This window comes from Pseudomonas sp. Marseille-Q7302, assembly GCF_965111925.1.
The window spans coordinates 1,136,714-1,154,043 of sequence record NZ_CBCOPK010000001.1 but is presented as its reverse complement, the minus strand read 5'-3'; the positions used below and the strand labels follow the sequence as shown (position 1 = coordinate 1,154,043).

Sequence of the window (17,330 nt, the reverse complement as noted above, 5' to 3'; positions counted from 1 at the left end):
ATGCCGTCAGTAGCCGAAATGATCATGAAGAGGCCGGGCGCTGGCGATAGGCAAGCTTCCCCCCCCGCTATCCTCTCCACACTGGTGCTACAGCGCCGAATCCATCGCGGCCATGGGCCGCTCCTACACGCGCATCGAGCGACTGTCCTGACAAAGGTGCGACCCCTAGCCTGGATTACGGCGCCGTCTCATCCACAGAAGGGTCTCGAAAGGGGTTCACTGGTGGAACCTGAAAGTGGAGCAGCTCAAACACTGAGGAAAGTCAGCTAACCTTCACGCCACCCGGCTCTGCCCCAGCGCCTCGTTGACGCAGTTCGCCATGTCGTCGATGTGCCAGGGCTTGGGCATGAAGCGGGTGCGGCCGGCGCCGCGTGGCACCGTCAGGCGATCACCCGAGGTGAGGATCACCGGAATGTGTGGCCAGCGTTGGGAGACGAGTTGGGCGAGCGCTTCGCCATCCAGCCGGCCCGACATGCGTACATCGGTGAAGAGCACGTCGATGCGAGCGCCATTCTGCTCCAGATAGCTCAGCGCCGCATCGGCGGTGGACACGGCCACCACCTGCAGGTCCACCAGGGATTCAAGCGCTTCGGTGGCCAGTTCCCGCAGCAACGGCTCATCCTCCACCAGTAACAGTAGAGGACGATAGCCGCCGAGAAGGGAAGATGCTTGTGTCATAACCAACAGACTTTGCCAAACAGGCGCGGTTCTGGCGGTTTGGCCCAGTCTCGACCAAAGTCGACCACCGGCAGTGGCAACCCCTCTAAGCGGTATTTTTCCAGCGTTTCGCTGAGCCTGGGCGTTCACCTCAAGAACCCGCTGTGATATTCTTTCTTGTTTGAACGATCAATAAAAAAAGAACCCCATCCCCTTTGGCAGCTCGTAAGGAGTCCCCATGAGTGCGACGCCCTCATCCGGCACCGTAAAGCTCAATCCCCCCGCCTTCTATTGTGCGGCGGCAGTGATCCTGCTGTTTTCCCTGGTCGTCATCGGCTGGCCCGATCAGGCGGGCGTCTGGTTGCTGCAGGCGCAGACCTGGGCTGCCAACACGGTCGGCTGGTATTACCTGCTCGCCATGTCGCTCTACCTGGTGTTCGTGGTGGTCACCGCCCTGTCCGGCTACGGCAAGATCAAGCTCGGTGCCGACCACGACCAACCCGAGTTCAGCTACCTGTCCTGGGCCGGCATGCTGTTCGCCGCCGGCATCAGCATCACCCTGTTCTTCTTTTGCGTGTCCGAACCCCTTACCCACTTCACCCAGCCCCCGGCAGGTGAAGGCGGTAATTCGGCAGCGGCCCGCCAGGCAATGCAGATCCTCTTTCTGCACTGGGGCCTGCATGGCTGGGGCGTCTTCGCCCTGGTGGCCATGTCCCTGGCCTATTTCGCCTACCGGCACAATCTGCCCCTGGCCCTGCGTTCGGCGCTCTATCCGCTGATCGGCAAGCGCATCAACGGTCCCATCGGGCACGCCGTGGACGCCTTCGGCATCATCGCCACCATCTTTGGCCTGGGCGCCGACCTGGGCTTCGGGGTGCTGCACCTCAACGCCGGGCTCGACTACCTGTTCGGCATCAGCCACAGCCACTGGGTACAGCTGGTGCTCATCGTGCTGATGATGGGCGCCGCCATCGCCGTGGCCGTGTCCGGCGTGGACAAGGGCGTGCGGATCATGTCCGACATCAACATGGTGCTGGCGGTCGCCCTGCTGCTGTTCGTGCTGTTCGCCGGTCCTACCCAACATCTGCTCAACACCCTGATCCAGAACATCGGCGATTATCTCGCGGCGCTGCCGGGCAAGAGCTTCGACCTCTATGCCTACGACAAGCCCTCCGACTGGCTCGGCGGCTGGACGGTGTTCTACTGGGCCTGGTGGATCGCCTGGGCGCCCTTCGTCGGGCTGTTCATCGCCCGCATCTCGCGCGGTCGCACCATCCGCGAATTCGTCTTTGGCGTCCTGTTCATCCCACTGGGCTTCACCCTGGCCTGGCTGTCGATCTTCGGCAACAGCGCCCTGGAACTGGTCCTCGGCCAAGGCATGACCGGCCTGGCACAGACCGCGCTCACCGATCCCGCCATGGTCTTCTACCAGGTGCTGGAAACCTATCCGGCCAGCCGCGTGGTGATCAGCGTCGCCGTGCTGGTGAGTTTCGTCTTCTTCGTCACCTCGGCCGACTCCGGCACCGTGGTGCTGTCGACCCTGTCGTCCAAGGGCGGCGAGGCGGACGAAGACGGTCCCAGATGGCTGCGGGTGTTCTGGGGCGCCGCGGTAGCCCTGGTCACCGGCGGGCTGCTGTTCGCCGGCAGCATGGATGCGCTCAAATCGGCGGTGGTGCTGACCTCCCTGCCCTTCTCGGTGGTCGTATTGCTGATGATGTGGGGCCTGCACAAGGCGCTGCACCTGGAATCCCAACGCCAGCGCGCGCGACTGCATTCCCTGGCGCCGGTGGCGACCAACGGCAAGGCCCGCCACGGCGGCTGGCGCCAGCGGCTGTCCCAGGCGGTATATTTCCCCTCGCGGGACGAGGTGTACCGCTTCATGGACAGCCTCGTGCGGCCGGCCATGGAAGAGATGGTCGAGGTCTCGCGGGAGAAGGGGCTGGTGGTGGAAACCCAGTTCGATTCCAACAATGCCAACCTGCAGCTGACCATCGGCCACGGCGAGGAGCACCCCTTCATCTACCAGGTGATCATGCAGGGCTACTTCACGCCCTCCTTCGCCCGCGCCGGCATCGGCCGGCTGCACCTGAAGAACCGTCGCTACTACCGCGCCGAGGTGCACCTCACCGAGGGCAGCCAGGACTACGACCTGGTGGGCTACAACCGCGAGCAGATCCTCAACGACATGCTCGATCAGTACGAACGCCACCTGCAGTTCCTGCACCTGGTACGCTAGAAGGTGGTTTTTTCGTAGACTGAAAGGCCATTGAAAGCGATAGACGTCGTATAATCGCTCCCAGGGTCGGCCCCGTGCCGGCCCCGGGGTCGGTACGCCTCGCCGGTCCCCTCGTCGTTTGGAGACCGTCTTGCCCATCCCGCCCGCCAACCTGCCCTATCCTCCCCTGCTGCAATGGCTTGCCCTGATCCTCTGCTCGGCCCTGGTCGGGGGCGGACTCAACTGGCTGCAGGTGCCCGCCGCGCTCTTTCTGGGCCCCATGCTGGTGGCCATCGCCTTTGGCGTCAGCGGCGCCAGCATCCGTCTGCCACGGCGCCTGTTCCAGTCCGGTCAGGGGGTGGTGGGCTGTCTGATCGCCCATGCCATGACCGCCGCGGTACTGCTCACCGTTGCCGAGCACTGGCCGGTGATGCTGCTGGCGACCGCCCTGACCGTCTTGCTCAGCCTGCTCACCGGGGCCCTGCTGGTACGTTTTGGCGGCCTGCCCGGTAGCACAGCGGCCTGGGGCACCACGCCAGGTGCAGCCGCCGCCATGGTCGCCATGGCCGAGGAATACGGCGCCGACCCGCGTATCGTCGCCACCATGCAATACGTGCGCGTGGTCTGCGTGGTGCTCATCAGTGCCCTGGTGGGTCGGCTACTGGGCGCGGAAGGCAGCGGCACGGGTCATCAGGCCACTGGCATCAGCCTTGACGGGCACTTCGCCTTCAACCTGGCGCTGACCCTGGCAGTAGCCCTGGCCGGCAGCTGGTTGGGCGGGCGGCTGTTTCCCGCCGGCGCCCTGCTGTTACCCATCGCCCTGGGCACCCTGCTGCAACTCAATGGCTGGCTGGATATCACGCTGCCCCACCTGCTGCTTGCAGCAGCCTATGGCGCCATGGGCTGCTATGTGGGTCTGAGGTTCGACCGGGCCACCGTCAGCTATGTCTGGCGGGCCCTGCCCAAGATGATTTTCGCCTCGCTGCTGCTCATCGCCCTGTGCGCCCTGTCGGCGCTGCTGATGGCGCGGCTGATGCACGTCGATTTTCTCACCGCCTACCTGGCTACCAGCCCGGGCGGACTGGATTCGATGGCCATTATCGCGGTGGATGCCCACGCCGATGTCGGTCTGGTACTGGCCATGCAGGCACTGCGGCTGATCGGCGTGGTACTGACCGGGCCACTACTGGCCCGGCAGCTGGTCAAGCTTGCCCGCACCTAGCAGGAGGTGCGGACGCCGGGGCCTAGGCCGAACGGCGACGTTCGACCTGGGCAGTGATGTTGTAGCCCTCGGCCGCATGGCCACGGACCACGACGCGCGCATCGGGATAGAAGCCCTTGAGGCGCTGCTCGAAGAGAAAGTAGATCTCCGCGCCGACCTGGATTTCCGCCGGATCGGTCAAGGTCAGGGAAAAACTGCGTACAGGATCGGCGGCATGCTGCAGCTCGTTCTCCTCGATGCGCTGCATGGCGTCTTCGACGATTTGTTCGGCGATCTGCGACATCTGTGACCTCCTGGTCAGGTACTGGCTGATTCACCATCCCCATGGACGGCTGTTTCGCTAATGACCACGAGCACGGCGAGAGGATTCGTTCTCTCTGCAAGATTCCGACGAAACTGTAGACTTGTATGACTTTACGACTTTCATGACGTCTCAATCGGCCGGGTTGCGGTCTCCTGCACACCGAGGACGAGGAAGCTGCCCCGCCATGGTCGACGCTGCCGATCACCCCACTCCGCCCCGTAATCCGGCCACCCAGCGCCTGGCACTCTGGCTGCTCGTCTGCGCCGTCGCGGTGATCCTGGCACTGGAGTCCTGGCAGGTGTGGCGCAACTACCAGAATGCCTTTGCCAGCGCCCGCAGCGATGTCGGCAACATCGCCCTGGCAGCGGCCCAGCACGCGGACGATGCCATCAAGGAAGCCGATTCGTTGCTGGTCAGCATCCGTGACCGCCTGGAGGACCAACCGCTCGACCAGCTGGATCGCCCGCGGGTGCATCGCCTGCTGGCACGCCAGGCGACTCTGCTGCCGCAGCTCCACGGGTTGTTCATCTACGATCGCGACGGCAACTGGCGGGTGACCGACAAGAGCAGCAACCCGCCCCAGGCCAGCAACGCCGACCGTGAGTATTTCCAGTTTCACCGGGAACATCCGGAAGACCGGCTGCACGTCGGCGCCGTGATCGAAAGCCGCAGCACCCATGAGCTGATCATTCCGGTGTCGCGGCGCCTGGAAGACCGCGCTGGCCACTTCGCCGGGGTCCTGCTCGCCACCATTCGCCTGCAGTATTTCGTCGACTATTACGCCCGCTTCAAACTGGACGGCCGGGGCGCCATCACCCTGGCGCTGGACGATGGCACCCTGATGGTACGGCGCCCCTATGTGCCCGAGCACGTCGGCATGCCGCTGGCCAGCAGCGTGCTGTTTCGCCAGTACGTGACCCAGGCGTCCACAGGTACCGCCCTGGTACGCGCCATGATCGACGGGCGCGAGCGCCTCTATGCCTTCCAGCACCTGGAAGGTTATCCGCTGGTGGCCCTGGCCGGCATCTCCAAGAGCGATATCCTCGCCAGCTGGCGCCAGGACATGCTGCGTTCGGTGACGGTGGTGGGCCTCATCATCCTTGGGATGCTGGTCTTCGGCTTCAGCCTCTTGCGGGAAATCCGCGCCAGCGAACGTATCGAAGTGGCCCTGCGCCTGGCCCACGACGAGTTGCACAAGCTGACGCTCAAGGACAGCCTGACCGGGCTGGGCAATCGCCGGCAGTTCGACACCCTGCTGCCGGTGGAACTGGCGCGGGCGCAGCGCAACCATCAACCGCTCAGCCTGCTGATGATCGACATCGATCACTTCAAGGCCTACAACGATCACTACGGTCATCCGGCGGGTGATCGCTGCCTACAGGCGGTAGCTGGCGTAGTGGCCTCGGCAGCACGGCGCCCGGGCGACTTGGCGGTACGGTACGGCGGCGAGGAAATGGCTCTCTTGCTACCCAACTGCGACGCGGCCGGTGCCCAGCAGGTGGCCCTTACGGTCCAGGAGCGGCTGCAGGTTCTGGAGGTACCCCATGCCACCAGCGCCTTCGGCCGCATCACCGTCAGCCTCGGCTTCGCCGTCCAGACACCCGGTGGGCTCCAGCCGCCGCAGCCCGCCGAGCTGCTGGCCAATGCCGACGCCGCCCTCTATCGCGCCAAGCACCTGGGGCGTAATCGTACCTATCCGTCGGTGGACCCCGACGACGATCAGCCGCAGATCATGCCACCGCGGTAGTGCACTCGGTCCTTGCCGGCACGCTTGGCCTGGTAGAGCTCGCCATCGGCCTGCTTGAGCAGATCGGAAGGCTGATAACCCGGGGCCAGGCGTGCGACGCCCGCACTGAAGGAAAAGCAGGTACCGGTGCTGGTGTTGCTGCGGATGTCATCGAGCAGCGCCTGCAACCGCTGCGCCAGGTGCCGCTCGTCCTCGGCCTCCAGCAACATGCCGAACTCCTCGCCGCCCAGGCGGCCGAAGCGGCCAGCGGGGAAATGCCGGCCCAAGATGGTCGCGATCTCCTTGAGTACCTGGTCGCCCACGTCATGGCCGAAGCGGTCGTTGATCCGTTTGAAGTCATCGATATCGAGCATGGCGAAATACCAGGACGGCGAGGCCTCCTCGCAGACCTGCTCCATGTCCAGCATCAGCGCCCGTCGATTGCTGATGCCGGTGAGGGCATCGGTCTCCGCCTGCCGCCGGTAGTTTTCCTTGAGTTCCAGGGTGCTGGCGACGATACGCACGAAGGTGGCGTTGAGCAGCACGCCCAGGGCCAGGCTGGCGCCGAGCATCACCACGAACAGCGGCAGGCCCATCGCTGCGACCAGGTCCATCTGCCCGTAGAAGAGCAGCAGCCAGACGGCAGCGGCGGCGATGCCGTAGTCGAGCACATGGGAAAAAAGGATGGTCGAGCCCAGGGTGATGACGATGGCCATGGGAATCATCCAGGCCTGGCCGGGCTCGCCCATCTGCAGGATCTGGAAACGAAAGGCCAGGGCTTCGAAGAGCACGAATACCAGGGCGAACAAGCGCCAGACGACAAAGCGCCGCGCCGTAGCCATCGTCAGGCACGAGCCGACCATCCCGCCAAAGGCCAGCCAGCCCCACAGCGGGACCCCAGCGCTCAGGAAGGGGTTGATCAGCACACTGATCAACCAACCCAGGATGCCAGTGGTCTGCGCCAGCACATTGGGCAACTGCAGCATTTGGCGAATATGAGTCTGATAGGTCATTGCATAACTCGAACGCCAAATTTAGTGGCCAACTGACATCATTAGATGCTATCCCATTCGTTGCGTTTCGTCGGCGAAAAGCGGATTCAAGCAAGACGATAGACGTCTGAACATCACCCTGCCTCTGACCAGACAGCATAGGACCGCTTTCTCCACCGCACCGACGAAACGAACGGCGGCGAAAAGACGCCACCGGTCAGCTCGCCCTGCGAACCCGCAGGCCCCTCCCGCTAAGCTCTGCGCTTGAGATTTTCGGCTAGGCTTGGCAGTGCCCAAGCCGTCGTTCATGCTTCGAGCGACCTCAAGCCCCTTTTCTACCGGCATAGAACACACCAGGCGCCATCATGGAAATCGATGCTCTGTTCGACCACCTGCATACCCTTCCCAGCATTCCCAAGGTGGCGCAGGAGCTCATCCAGCAGTTCGACGATCCCCGCAGTAGCATCGAAGGCATCGCTCGTAACCTGGCATTGGATCCAGTGCTCTCGGCCAAGGTCTTGCGCCTGGCCAACTCGGTACGCTTTCGCGGCGTCCGCCCGTCCACCAGCATCGAAGGCGCCGCTATCCGCCTGGGCTTCGATGCCCTACGTACCCTGGTGCTGGCGTCGGCGGTCACGGCGGCCTTCCGCCATAACCCGGCCTTCGACCCGCGAGATTTCTGGCAGCACAGTTTCGACGTGGCCAGCATCTGTCGCGTCCTCGCCCGCCAGGTCGGTGCCGATCCGGAAACGGCCTTTACCTGCGGCATGCTGCACAGCATCGGCGAATTGCTGATCAGGACGGCAGCACCCGACATCGCCGCGCGAATAGATGCCGAGCAGCGTGCGCCCTTGGTGGAAGGGGAAACCCTCGGCTTCGGCTATCCCGAAGTGGGTGCCGAGCTGGCTCGCCGCTGGCAGCTGCCCGTGGTGATCCAGCACGCCATCGCCTATCAGCTGCACCCCCAGGACGCCCCCGACGACCCCACCCAGGCGCGGCTAGTGGCCCAGGCCCGCCTGGTCTCCTTTGTCCTGCGTCGCCATGGCGGCATCAACGAACAGGCCAAGGTCGCCTTGGGCAACGCCTTGCTGGAAGGCGTGGATCTGGACGAACTGCTGGCCGAACTGCCCCAGGTCATCGAAGCCGACAAGGCTTTTGGCACCCTGATCAACTGACCGGTCGTCTTCTGCACGAGGCGCGCTAGCACCTGCATCACAAATCTGCCAGCCGGTCGTGGCGAAAGTCGAACGGGTCCCGCAAGAATCGGTCGAAGCGTTATAGCTGACAGGAGTGATTGCGATGGCCGAGCCGCTGAAGTTCACGGATGCGAACACCATTATCAAGGGCGCTTTCCAACCCATGTTGTGCGCCATGACCGCCCAGGATCAGGCGACCTTCAACGTCGAGGTCTATGCGCCCAACGGCACGGCACTGTTGCAGCGACGCATCGCCCGGGTCGATCTGCTCGACAACTCCCTGCTGGAAGCCTTCATCTGCGACAGCCGTGCCCGCATCGAGCGGGCGACCCACGAACGCCTCGACTGGCAGGTGCGCTACACCCGCGCGTCCTGAGTCTGGCAATCGCTGTCGAACAGGCGCCCCAAGAGGCGCCTTTTTCGTGACCGTCAATCGTTGAGTTCGCGCTTCTGCTGGCTGCCCTGCTTGGTGGCGGGCGTCTTGCCGGTCTTTTTCTGGGTGGTTGGATTGGCCGTGGAGGTGTCGTCGGCGCTGTCGCGCTTGCCGGTGTTGGAACTGCCCGGCGCGCCGATGCCATTACCGGTCACACCGGCGTCATTGTTGCTGGCGGCCAGGCTAGGGCCGGCTACCAGAGCCAGGGCGGCGCTTAAGGCAAGTATCAGCGGGGTCTTGCGCATCGTGGTGTCCTCCTGCCGCGAAAGGAAGGGTGTCGCGGGCTGCACCCTGGTGGATTAGGCCAAAGGCCGGGCCAAGCGTTCCCGCCTTCCTATAGACTAATGGCCATCCCGCCGCGCCTCGAAAGGTCCGGCCGTCGTATTCAGGAGTGACCGTGAAGCACCGTTATCTCATCGTCGATCGCACCGCGCTCGATAGCCCTGCGCTGTTCGACTATCTGGCCGAGGCGCCGCAGCACCGGGTCATCGTCTCCGGCGGTACGGCCGAGCAGCTGTTTGCCGCAGATCTCTGGCCGCGCCTGCGCGAGCGCCTGGCGCCCCATGCCGAGCGCTTCTTCTTCGCCGACTCCAGCGGCCCGCTGCTGCAGGCCGAGCTGGAGGGTCGCAAGCCGGGTCTGCTGGATCGCGAGCTGACCCTGGCCTTCAAGCAGGCGGTAACCGCCGATGCCGAAGACGATCGCGTCCTGACCCGTATCCGCAGCGAACTGCTCGATACCGATCATGACTATCAAGCCAATCGCCGCATCTTCCTCAACAGCCTGCTCGGCCAGATGCGCCGTGCCCTGCCTGCCGGCGCGGTAACCGCCGGCAACTGGCAGGACGCCGTCCGCCAGGCCATCGCCGCCGCCCAGCAGGGGTTGGCCAAGGGCTTCGCGCCGGGTCTGGCCGATGCACCCTTCAAGGTCTTCCTCAAGGCCTATCCGCTCGCCGCACGCTATGTCGCCCAGCTCGCCGTGCTGCTGATCACTGCGGGTCGCCAGGACAACGATGTCCTCATCGACCGCTTCGTGGCGCAGGATCCGGTGCTGGTGGCCACCCTGTTCGACGGCCTGCTGACCGAAGACGAGGACCAGCGCCAGGCCTACACCGCGCTCAAGCGCACCCTGGATGCCCTGGGTACCGGCGGCCAGGCGCTGCACTGATGTCCTAAAGGCGCTCCAGCAGCGCTGGCAGGATCAGGCCCGCAGCCCCCAGCAACTGCCAGTCCGCCCGGAAATCCGCCGCCGGCTGCGGGTCGATGCGTATCACCGTCGCGCCCTGCTGGCGCGCCACCACCGGCAGACTGGCGGCTGGCTGCACCAAACCGGACGTGCCTACTACCAGGCAGAGGTCGCAGCGCTCGGCCAGCGCCCAGGCGGTAGCCAGGGCCGCTTCCGGCAAGGACTCGCCGAACCACACCACCCCGGGCCGCGCCAAGCCGCCGCACAGCGGACAGGTCGGCGGCGCCAGCAGCTGCGCCTCCGCGCCCACGGGTGGCGGCGCCGCCAGGGGATTTGCGCAATCGAAGCAGCGCGGTTCATGCAGGCTGCCGTGCAGATGGATGACGTCGCGACTGCCAGCCCGCTCGTGCAGGTCGTCGACATTCTGGGTGACCAGCCGCAACCGCCCCTGGCGGTCGGCCCAGTCCGCCAGGGCGCGATGGGCCGGGTTGGGTTCGGCCCTGAGCACCTGGGCACGCCGCCACTCGTACCAACTCCAGACCCGCGCGGGATCCTCCTGAAAGGCCTCCGCGGTGGCCAGTTGCGCCGGATCGAAGCGCGCCCAGAGACCGGTCAGGGCTTCGCGAAAGGTGGCTATGCCACTCTCCGCCGAGACGCCGGCGCCGGTCAGCACCAGCACCTCGTCGGCTTGTCGCAAGCGATCGAGCAGGACCTCGGGGAGCGGCGCGAGTCCGGACCGGCAATCGAAGGGATCGGGCATAAGGGCGCTGGCTCCTGACATCTAAGGCAACACAAGGGGGTCTTGCGGACCGCTAAAAAGGCCGAAAGTGTGACGATACTCGACGGATGGTGAGTCCGCTCATCGTTTTCCCGGGAACCGAGGTTCACCCTTTTTCCCACAGGCCGATAATCCGGGAGTCCGCGTCCGATGTCGCTCCTACCCAACGGTATGTGAATGAAGAAGTCCGTCGTTTCCAAGTATCCGCGCCTGCTGATCGCCGGTGCTCTCGCCCTCGTCACCCTCGTCAGCCTGGCCTGCTGGTGGTGGCTCAAGCCTTCCACCCCGGCTCCGACCGCCACGGCCATGCTCGCCAGTGTGCAGCAGACGCCTGAACACTGGACCCAGGAGCCTCGCGATTTCTCCGTGCTGCTGGCCGATCTGCGCGCCAAGGTCATCAGTGGCGCCGTGATCGGTGACCATACCCTCTACATCGACACCACCCGCGGCGAGCACTACGCGGTGACCGACAATGGCGGTCGCCTGACCGACCGGCTGCTGGCCGACTACGCCACCCAGGCCGAGCCGCTGTTCCCGATCGCCACCTGGAGCGAGTCCGGCCAGCGCCACCCCTGGCTGGATGCCCTGCTGTTCAACCTGCCGGGCTATCTGCTCCTGCTGCTGCTGGCCGTGCCCCTGGCGCTGCGCTTCGCCAGCCCCTTCAAGCTGCACCGCAAGGGCACCGGCATCTCCTTCAAGGACGTGGTCGGCGCCGCCGAAGCCAAGCGCGCCCTGGAAGACGTCACCACCTGCCTGCGCAATCCCGAGGCCTTCGCTGCCCTCGGCGCCCGTCCGCCCAAGGGCGTACTGCTGACCGGCGAGCCCGGTACTGGCAAGACCCAGTTGGCCAAGGCCCTGGCGACCGAGTGCAACGCCCACTTCATTCAGGTGACCGGCAGCGACTTCTCCTCGATGTTCTTTGGTGTCGGCATCCAGAAGGTCAAGTCGCTGTTCCGCACGGCGCGCAAGAAGGCGCCCTGCATCATCTTCATCGACGAGATCGACGGCATCGGTCGCCGCGCCGAGCAGTCGCGCTCCAGCGATGCCGAAGCCAACCGCATCATCAACCAGTTCCTCACCGAACTGGACGGCTTCGACGGCACCAGCGGCGTACTGGTCCTGGGCGCCACCAACTTCGCCGACTCCCTGGATCCGGCGCTGCGCCGCGAAGGTCGCTTCGACCGTACCATCGCCGTGCCGCTGCCGAGCCTGGAAGACCGTCGCGCCCTGTTCGAACTCTATGCCGGCAAGCTGCCCTGCGAAGGCGAACTGGACCTGGCCGCCCTGTCGCGCGGCACCGTGGGCCTGACCCCGGCGGCCATCGCCTACATCAGCAACCACGCCGCCCTGCTGGCCGCTCGCGAGAATGCCAGCGCCGTGACCATGGCCCACTTCGTCGAGGCCATCGAGACCTGCCGGATCGGCGAGCAACCGGTCGGCGTCACCCCGCTGGGTTCGGCCGAGCGCACCCGCATCGCCGTGCACGAAGCCGGTCATGCCCTGGTCGCTGCCGTGCTCAACGTCGGTCGGGTGGAAAAGGTCACCCTGCTGCCCCGTGGCCAGGCCCTGGGCGTGACCCTGATCACCCCCACCGAAGACAAGCGCCTGCACCTGAAGTCGGAACTCGAAGGCCGTATCCAGATGCTGCTGGCCGGCCGCTGCGCCGAGCAGCTGTATTTCAACGAGGTCTCTTCGGGCGCTGCCCAGGACCTGCAGGAAGCCTCCAAGCTGGCGCTGTCCATGGTCGCCTCCCTGGGCATGGGCCCGAGCGGCTCGCTGCTCAGCCTGCAGGCCCTGCGCGACGCCGGGATCGAGTTCGACGCCGCGCCCAGCATCGCCTCTGCCGATCAGCTGCTGCACAGCCTGGATCATCGCTGCCTGGCGCTGATCACCGAGCTCAAGCCGGCACTGGACGACATCACCGAGCAACTACTGCGCGACGAGACCATCCCCGGCAGCGCCGTGGCCGAAGCCATCGCCCGCGCCAGTGGCCGGGAAGCCTGCGGCGCTCTCAACCGCGCCCTGGCCCACCTGCCGGAGCGCGCAGGCGACAGCGAACCCAGCATCGCCGCGGCCTTCCAGGGCGACTGATCCCGGCGACCTCTGGTCATGGCAAAGAAAAGCCCCGGTCTGCCGGGGCTTTTTCATGTCAGGGCCTACTCAGATCCTTCAGCTTCTCAAAGGATGTTGGCGTAGTCCGCCTCGATCCGATCCAGGCTCAGGTGATTGAGGAAGTTGGAAAAGCACATCCAGGCCGCCAGGGCGTTGAGGTCCTGGAATTGTGCCGGCAGGTACTTGGGCGGCACCACCACGCCCTCGTCCACCAGCTGGCGCAGGATGCGCATGTCCTCCAGGGTGGTCTTGCCGCAGAACAGCAGCGGGATCTGCTCCAGCTTGCCCTTGCGCACCGCCAGCTGGATGTAGTTGTAGATCAGGATGAAGCCCTTGAGATAGGACAGGTCCTTGGTGAAGGGCAGCCCGGTCGGCGTCGAGCCGCGGAACACCCGGCTGGCGTTCTGGTAGCCCGACTCCAGGTCGTAGCCCTGCTCCTGGAAGAAGCGGAAGACCTCGAGGAAATCGGCGCCGTCCTCGGCCAGGTGGATGGCGCGGGTGCGATTGGTCAGCTTGCGCAGGCGGGTCGGATAGGAGGCGAAGGCGATCACTTCCATGAGGATCGCCAGGCCCTCCTGGGTCACGGTGGACGACGGCGGCCCCTTGGCCAGGAAGGTGCAGATCGGCTGGTTCTGGCCATTGAGGGTGGTACCGACGTGCACCAGGCCCTCGTGGACTTCCAAGGCGCGCACGTCACGCTCGTTGAACAGGGCGTCGGCACGCACCTTGATGTAGTCGGCGCCCGCCGCGGCGTCGGCGACGATACCGTCGGACTCGAACACCCGGATGGTGCCTTCCGTCTCGCCAAAGACCCGATTCAGCCGTTCCTGCAGGATGGGCACGGCGTCCTTGGCGGTCAGGGTCTTGGGCTCGTCCTCCAGGGCACCGCGATGAGCGATGTTGTCCAGGTAGCTGGACATCATCATGCCCAGGTCGGCCAGGGTCGGATCGCCGGCATGAAAGGCGTCCGAGGCGGCGCCATAGAGCTCCTGGGAAATCAGCCCGAAATCCGGGGTGCCACGCGCCTGCAACATGCGAATCACCATGCGGTACTCGCGGCACATGCGCCTCATGATCTGGCCGACCGGATTGAACTGGCCGAGCTGACGGGTCACCTCCCGCTCGATGCTCTGGAATTCGCCCTTGAGTGCATCGGCATCGAACCCCAGCGGACGTCCATCGTAGAAGGCGCGATCCACCGCCGGCAGGCGCTTGCCCTTGCCATCCAGGAAACCCTGGCGCACCTCGTCGTCCCACTTCACCGCATCGAGAATACGGATCGGCGCCTGAGCCGCGACGATGCGGTCGGACAGCTGGCGAATGGTCTGGTGATAGGGATCGAGAAAGGGCTGGCGGGCATTCATGACGGCAACCGGGCGACGGGCAAGACCTCAAGGATGGCCGTTGCCACGTCTTTTGCCTAGGTTTCGCGACAGCAGACCGGCCGAGCCGCGCTATTTGGCGAACAGCTGGCTCATGTCCTTGAACGCCTTGAACTCCAGGGCGTTGCCGCAGGGGTCGAATAGAAACATGGTGGCCTGCTCGCCCACCTGGCCCTGGAAGCGGATGTAGGGCTCGATGACGAATTGGGTCTCGCGGGCGCGCAGACGGTCGGCCAGGGCTTCCCACTCGTCCCAGCCCAGCACGATGCCGAAGTGCGGCACCGGCACGTTGTGGCCGTCAACGGCGTTGGTGTGAGCCTCGTCCTGGGAAGCGGTCTTGGGATGCTCGTGGATCACCAGCTGGTGGCCATAGAAGTCGAAGTCAACCCAGTGGTCGCTGGAGCGGCCTTCGGCGAGGCCGAAGACCTCCCCGTAGAAATGCCGCGCGGCAGCCAGGTCGTAGACGGGAATGGCGAGGTGAAAGGGCGACAGGGCCATACGTGGAATTCCTGATGGAGGATGGATGGCTCATTGTCACCTCAAGTTTTCCTGCGCATGAAGCGCATATTCCTGCCTCCGAGCATCGAAATTTTTGTCGCTCGGCGCTGGGCTCGCTACAGTGCCCTACCCAGGCCCCGGGCATCCGCCATGCTTCGCGAACTCAAGACCTTTCTCGCCGTCGTCCGCCATGGCAGCTTCGCCGCGGCCGGTCTGCACGTAGGCCTCACGCCTTCGGCGGTGAGCGCCCAGATCCGCAATCTGGAGCAGAACCTGGGCCTGGACCTGTTCGACCGCAACGGACGCAGCGCCCTGCTCAACGCCGCGGGACGCCGCGCCTTGCCCCTGGCCGAGGAAATCCTCGCTACCTACGCCCGCATGGCGGGCGCCGGGGACGAGATCCAGGGCGAGTTGCGCATAGGCGCCATCGCCAGCGTCCAGACCGGCCTGCTTCCCGGCACCCTGGTGCGGCTGCGCCAGCGGGCGCCACGTCTGGAGCCCCGCCTGGTGCCTGGGGTGTCGCTCGCCCTGCTCAGCCAGGTGGACGCCGGCGAGCTGGACCTGGCCATCCTCATCCGCCCGCCCTTCGAGCTGCCCAAGGAGTTGCACGCCACCACCTTGTTGCAGGAACCCTTCGTGCTGATCGTCCCCCCAGGGCTGACAGGTGACGATCCCCGGCTGTTGCTGGAGACCCAGCCCTTCATCCGCTACGACCGCCACTCCTTCGGCGGGCGCCGGGTCAGCGCCTTTCTGCGCGAGCAGCGCCTGACGGTGCGCCAGGTGCTCGAACTCGACGAACTCGACGCCATCGTCAAGATGGTCGAGCACGGCCTGGGCGTCGCCCTGGTGCCCTGCGCCGGCCTCTGGCTGGAGCATGCGCGGGTGCGCCGGCTATCGCTCGGCGCCCTCACCTTCCATCGCGAACTGCAGGTCATCACTCGCCACGCCGGGCGCGATCTGCCGGCGGTGACGCTGTTTCGCCAGTGCCTGACCGAGGCCGTGTCAGAACAGCTGCACCAGCAACCAGTAGAGTGAAGCGGACAGCGCCATGGCTACCGGCAGGGTGAGCACCCAGGCCAGCGCCAGATTGCGCACCGTGGCCCACTGCAATCCGGAACCATTGGCGGCCATGGTCCCGGCCACGCCCGAAGAGAGCACATGGGTGGTAGAGACCGGCAGGCCGAAGGCATCCGCCGCGCCTATGGTGCCCATGGCCACCAGCTCGGCCGAGGCACCCTGGGCATAGGTCAGGTGGGTCTTGCCGATGCGCTCGCCAACGGTGATGACGATGCGCCGCCAGCCGACCAGGGTGCCCAGGCCCAGGGCGATGGCCACCGCCACCTTTACCCACAGCGGGATGAAGCGGGTGGCCTGATCGATCTGCCGCTTGAATTCCTTGAGGTCTTCCTGCGCCTTGGGCGCCAGGCCCGGCAGGTGCTCCTTTTCCAGCAGGCGGATGGATTCCGACGCCAGGTACATGGCATTGCGCACGTTGGGCATGCTCTGCGCCGGCACGTTGTTGAGAGCGCCGTACTGACGCACCTCGCGCGCGATGTCGTCGGTGATGGCCGCCAGCGCCGGCAGCACCTCGGGATTGCTCTGCCGCTTGCGCACGAATTCCAGTAGTACGCCGTGGGGATCGGCTGGCGCAGCCTGGGGCGCCGCCTGGCGCAGGCCGCTGGCGGTGACCTCGGCCACAGCGGCAAAGGCCGGCGTGGCGGTAGCCGGCACCGCTCGATTGAGCGCATAGGCGGTCGGCAAGGCGCCGACCAGGATCAGCATGATCAGCCCCATGCCCTTCTGGCCGTCGTTGGAGCCATGGGCGAAGGACACCCCGGTGCAGGTCAGGATCAGCAGGCCGCGGATCCAGGGCGGCGGCGGCTCGGCGCTTTTCGGCTCCTGATAGAGCGTCTGGTCGCGCACGATCCGCTTGAGCAGCACCAGCAGCACCGCCGCGCAGACGAAGCCGATCAGCGGCGAGAACAGCAGCGCATAGCCGACCTTGGCCACCTGGTCCCAGTCCACGCCGCTGCTGCCATCCAGGCCGCCCAGCCAGGCGTGCATCAGGCCGACGCCGATGATGGAGCCGATCAGGGTATGGGACGAGGACGCCGGCAAGCCCAGCCACCAGGTGCCGAGATTCCAGATGATGGCGGCGATCAGCAAGGCGAAGATCATGGCGAAGCCCCGACCCGCGCCCATCTCCACCACCAGGTCCACCGGCAGCAGGGCGATGACGCTGAAGGCCACCGCGCCGCTGGAAAACAGTACCCCGAGAAAATTGCAGAAGCCGGACCAGAGCACCGCCGCATTGGGCGGCAGCGAGTGGGTGTAGATCACCGTGGCCACGGCATTGGCGGTGTCGTGGAAGCCGTTGACGAATTCGAAGCCGAGGGCGATCACCAGCGCCAGCGCCAGCCCGGCGAAGGGCAGCCAGGTGGTGGGCGGCGACTGGGCATCGCTGACGTCGCTGTGGATACCCCCGAGAGTGACCGCCAGACCGGTCAGCAGCAGCACGATGAACAGCACGATCCGCAGCGGACCGGGCTTGCGCGAACTGTGCAGGGGATGGGACAGCGGTGACAGGGAGGCGGCTGGACTGGACGAAGGCATGGGCGAACTCCGACACGGG

The 17,330-nt window shown here is 65.6% G+C and carries 16 protein-coding genes; 8 read left to right on the top strand and 8 right to left on the bottom strand.

Annotation, left to right across the window (positions count from 1 at the left end):
* Positions 1-273: 273 nt before the first annotated feature.
* Positions 274-678: a response regulator gene (locus ACWPW1_RS05430; RefSeq protein WP_454252506.1), complete on the bottom strand. Its 405-nt coding sequence runs from the start codon at positions 676-678 to the stop codon at positions 274-276.
* A 217-nt stretch (positions 679-895) separates the two neighbouring features.
* Between ACWPW1_RS05430 and betT the strand changes: the two genes are divergently transcribed.
* Together betT and ACWPW1_RS05420 are read left to right on the top strand one after the other, a co-directional pair.
* Positions 896-2,893, top strand: coding sequence for a choline BCCT transporter BetT (betT, locus tag ACWPW1_RS05425; protein ID WP_434775895.1), 1,998 nt, complete (start codon positions 896-898; stop codon positions 2,891-2,893).
* A gap of 130 nt (positions 2,894-3,023) precedes the next feature.
* Positions 3,024-4,094, top strand: a complete 1,071-nt coding sequence (locus ACWPW1_RS05420; RefSeq protein ID WP_434775894.1) for an AbrB family transcriptional regulator — start codon at positions 3,024-3,026, stop codon at positions 4,092-4,094.
* Between the two features lie 22 nt (positions 4,095-4,116).
* On the opposite strand, the gene ACWPW1_RS05415 is transcribed toward ACWPW1_RS05420, so the two are convergent.
* Entirely contained in the window at positions 4,117-4,377 is a 261-nt protein-coding gene (locus ACWPW1_RS05415; protein ID WP_059313788.1) for a hypothetical protein, read from the bottom strand.
* Positions 4,378-4,582: 205 nt separating this feature from the next.
* Between ACWPW1_RS05415 and ACWPW1_RS05410 the strand changes: the two genes are divergently transcribed.
* Entirely contained in the window at positions 4,583-6,145 is a 1,563-nt protein-coding gene (locus ACWPW1_RS05410; protein ID WP_434775893.1) for a diguanylate cyclase, read from the top strand.
* Here the strand turns inward: ACWPW1_RS05410 and ACWPW1_RS05405 are convergent.
* On the bottom strand, positions 6,118-7,137 hold the full coding sequence (locus ACWPW1_RS05405) for a diguanylate cyclase domain-containing protein (protein ID WP_434775892.1): 1,020 nt from the start codon (positions 7,135-7,137) through the stop codon (positions 6,118-6,120). The genes ACWPW1_RS05410 and ACWPW1_RS05405 overlap by 28 nt on opposite strands.
* A gap of 341 nt (positions 7,138-7,478) precedes the next feature.
* Here ACWPW1_RS05405 and ACWPW1_RS05400 point away from each other — a divergent pair, with 341 nt between their 5' ends.
* A complete protein-coding gene (locus ACWPW1_RS05400) occupies positions 7,479-8,291 on the top strand; it encodes an HDOD domain-containing protein (protein ID WP_434776592.1) in 813 nt (270 codons plus the stop codon).
* A gap of 124 nt (positions 8,292-8,415) precedes the next feature.
* A complete protein-coding gene (locus ACWPW1_RS05395; RefSeq protein ID WP_059313784.1) occupies positions 8,416-8,688 on the top strand; it encodes a hypothetical protein in 273 nt (90 codons plus the stop codon).
* Between the two features lie 53 nt (positions 8,689-8,741).
* Here the strand turns inward: ACWPW1_RS05395 and ACWPW1_RS05390 are convergent, their stop codons facing one another.
* Positions 8,742-8,990, bottom strand: a complete 249-nt coding sequence (locus ACWPW1_RS05390) for a hypothetical protein (protein ID WP_059313783.1) — start codon at positions 8,988-8,990, stop codon at positions 8,742-8,744.
* Between the two features lie 152 nt (positions 8,991-9,142).
* On the opposite strand from ACWPW1_RS05390, the gene ACWPW1_RS05385 reads away from it, so the two are divergent.
* Positions 9,143-9,910: a hypothetical protein gene (locus tag ACWPW1_RS05385; RefSeq protein ID WP_434775891.1), complete on the top strand. Its 768-nt coding sequence runs from the start codon at positions 9,143-9,145 to the stop codon at positions 9,908-9,910.
* Positions 9,911-9,914: 4 nt separating this feature from the next.
* Here the strand turns inward: ACWPW1_RS05385 and ACWPW1_RS05380 are convergent, their stop codons facing one another.
* Entirely contained in the window at positions 9,915-10,688 is a 774-nt protein-coding gene (locus ACWPW1_RS05380) for an NAD-dependent protein deacylase (RefSeq protein WP_434775890.1), read from the bottom strand.
* A gap of 195 nt (positions 10,689-10,883) precedes the next feature.
* On the opposite strand from ACWPW1_RS05380, the gene ACWPW1_RS05375 reads away from it, so the two are divergent.
* Positions 10,884-12,797 carry an AAA family ATPase gene (locus ACWPW1_RS05375; RefSeq protein ID WP_059313780.1) on the top strand — a complete coding sequence of 638 codons (1,914 nt, stop codon included), beginning with the start codon at positions 10,884-10,886 and terminating at the stop codon, positions 12,795-12,797.
* Positions 12,798-12,883: 86 nt separating this feature from the next.
* Here ACWPW1_RS05375 and ACWPW1_RS05370 read toward each other — a convergent pair whose 3' ends face one another.
* The gene (locus ACWPW1_RS05370; protein ID WP_059313779.1) at positions 12,884-14,182 is read right to left on the bottom strand and encodes a flavohemoglobin expression-modulating QEGLA motif protein; all 1,299 of its coding nucleotides are present in this window, start codon (positions 14,180-14,182) and stop codon (positions 12,884-12,886) included.
* A 90-nt stretch (positions 14,183-14,272) separates the two neighbouring features.
* Positions 14,273-14,698 carry a VOC family protein gene (locus tag ACWPW1_RS05365; protein ID WP_059313778.1) on the bottom strand — a complete coding sequence of 142 codons (426 nt, stop codon included), beginning with the start codon at positions 14,696-14,698 and terminating at the stop codon, positions 14,273-14,275.
* A 150-nt stretch (positions 14,699-14,848) separates the two neighbouring features.
* Between ACWPW1_RS05365 and ACWPW1_RS05360 the strand changes: the two genes are divergently transcribed.
* Positions 14,849-15,733, top strand: coding sequence for a LysR family transcriptional regulator (locus tag ACWPW1_RS05360; protein WP_454252505.1), 885 nt, complete (start codon positions 14,849-14,851; stop codon positions 15,731-15,733).
* Here the strand turns inward: ACWPW1_RS05360 and ACWPW1_RS05355 are convergent.
* Entirely contained in the window at positions 15,701-17,311 is a 1,611-nt protein-coding gene (locus ACWPW1_RS05355) for an inorganic phosphate transporter (RefSeq protein ID WP_059313776.1), read from the bottom strand. The two genes, ACWPW1_RS05360 and ACWPW1_RS05355, sit on opposite strands and share 33 nt — an antisense overlap.
* Between the last annotated feature and the right edge of the window lie 19 nt (positions 17,312-17,330).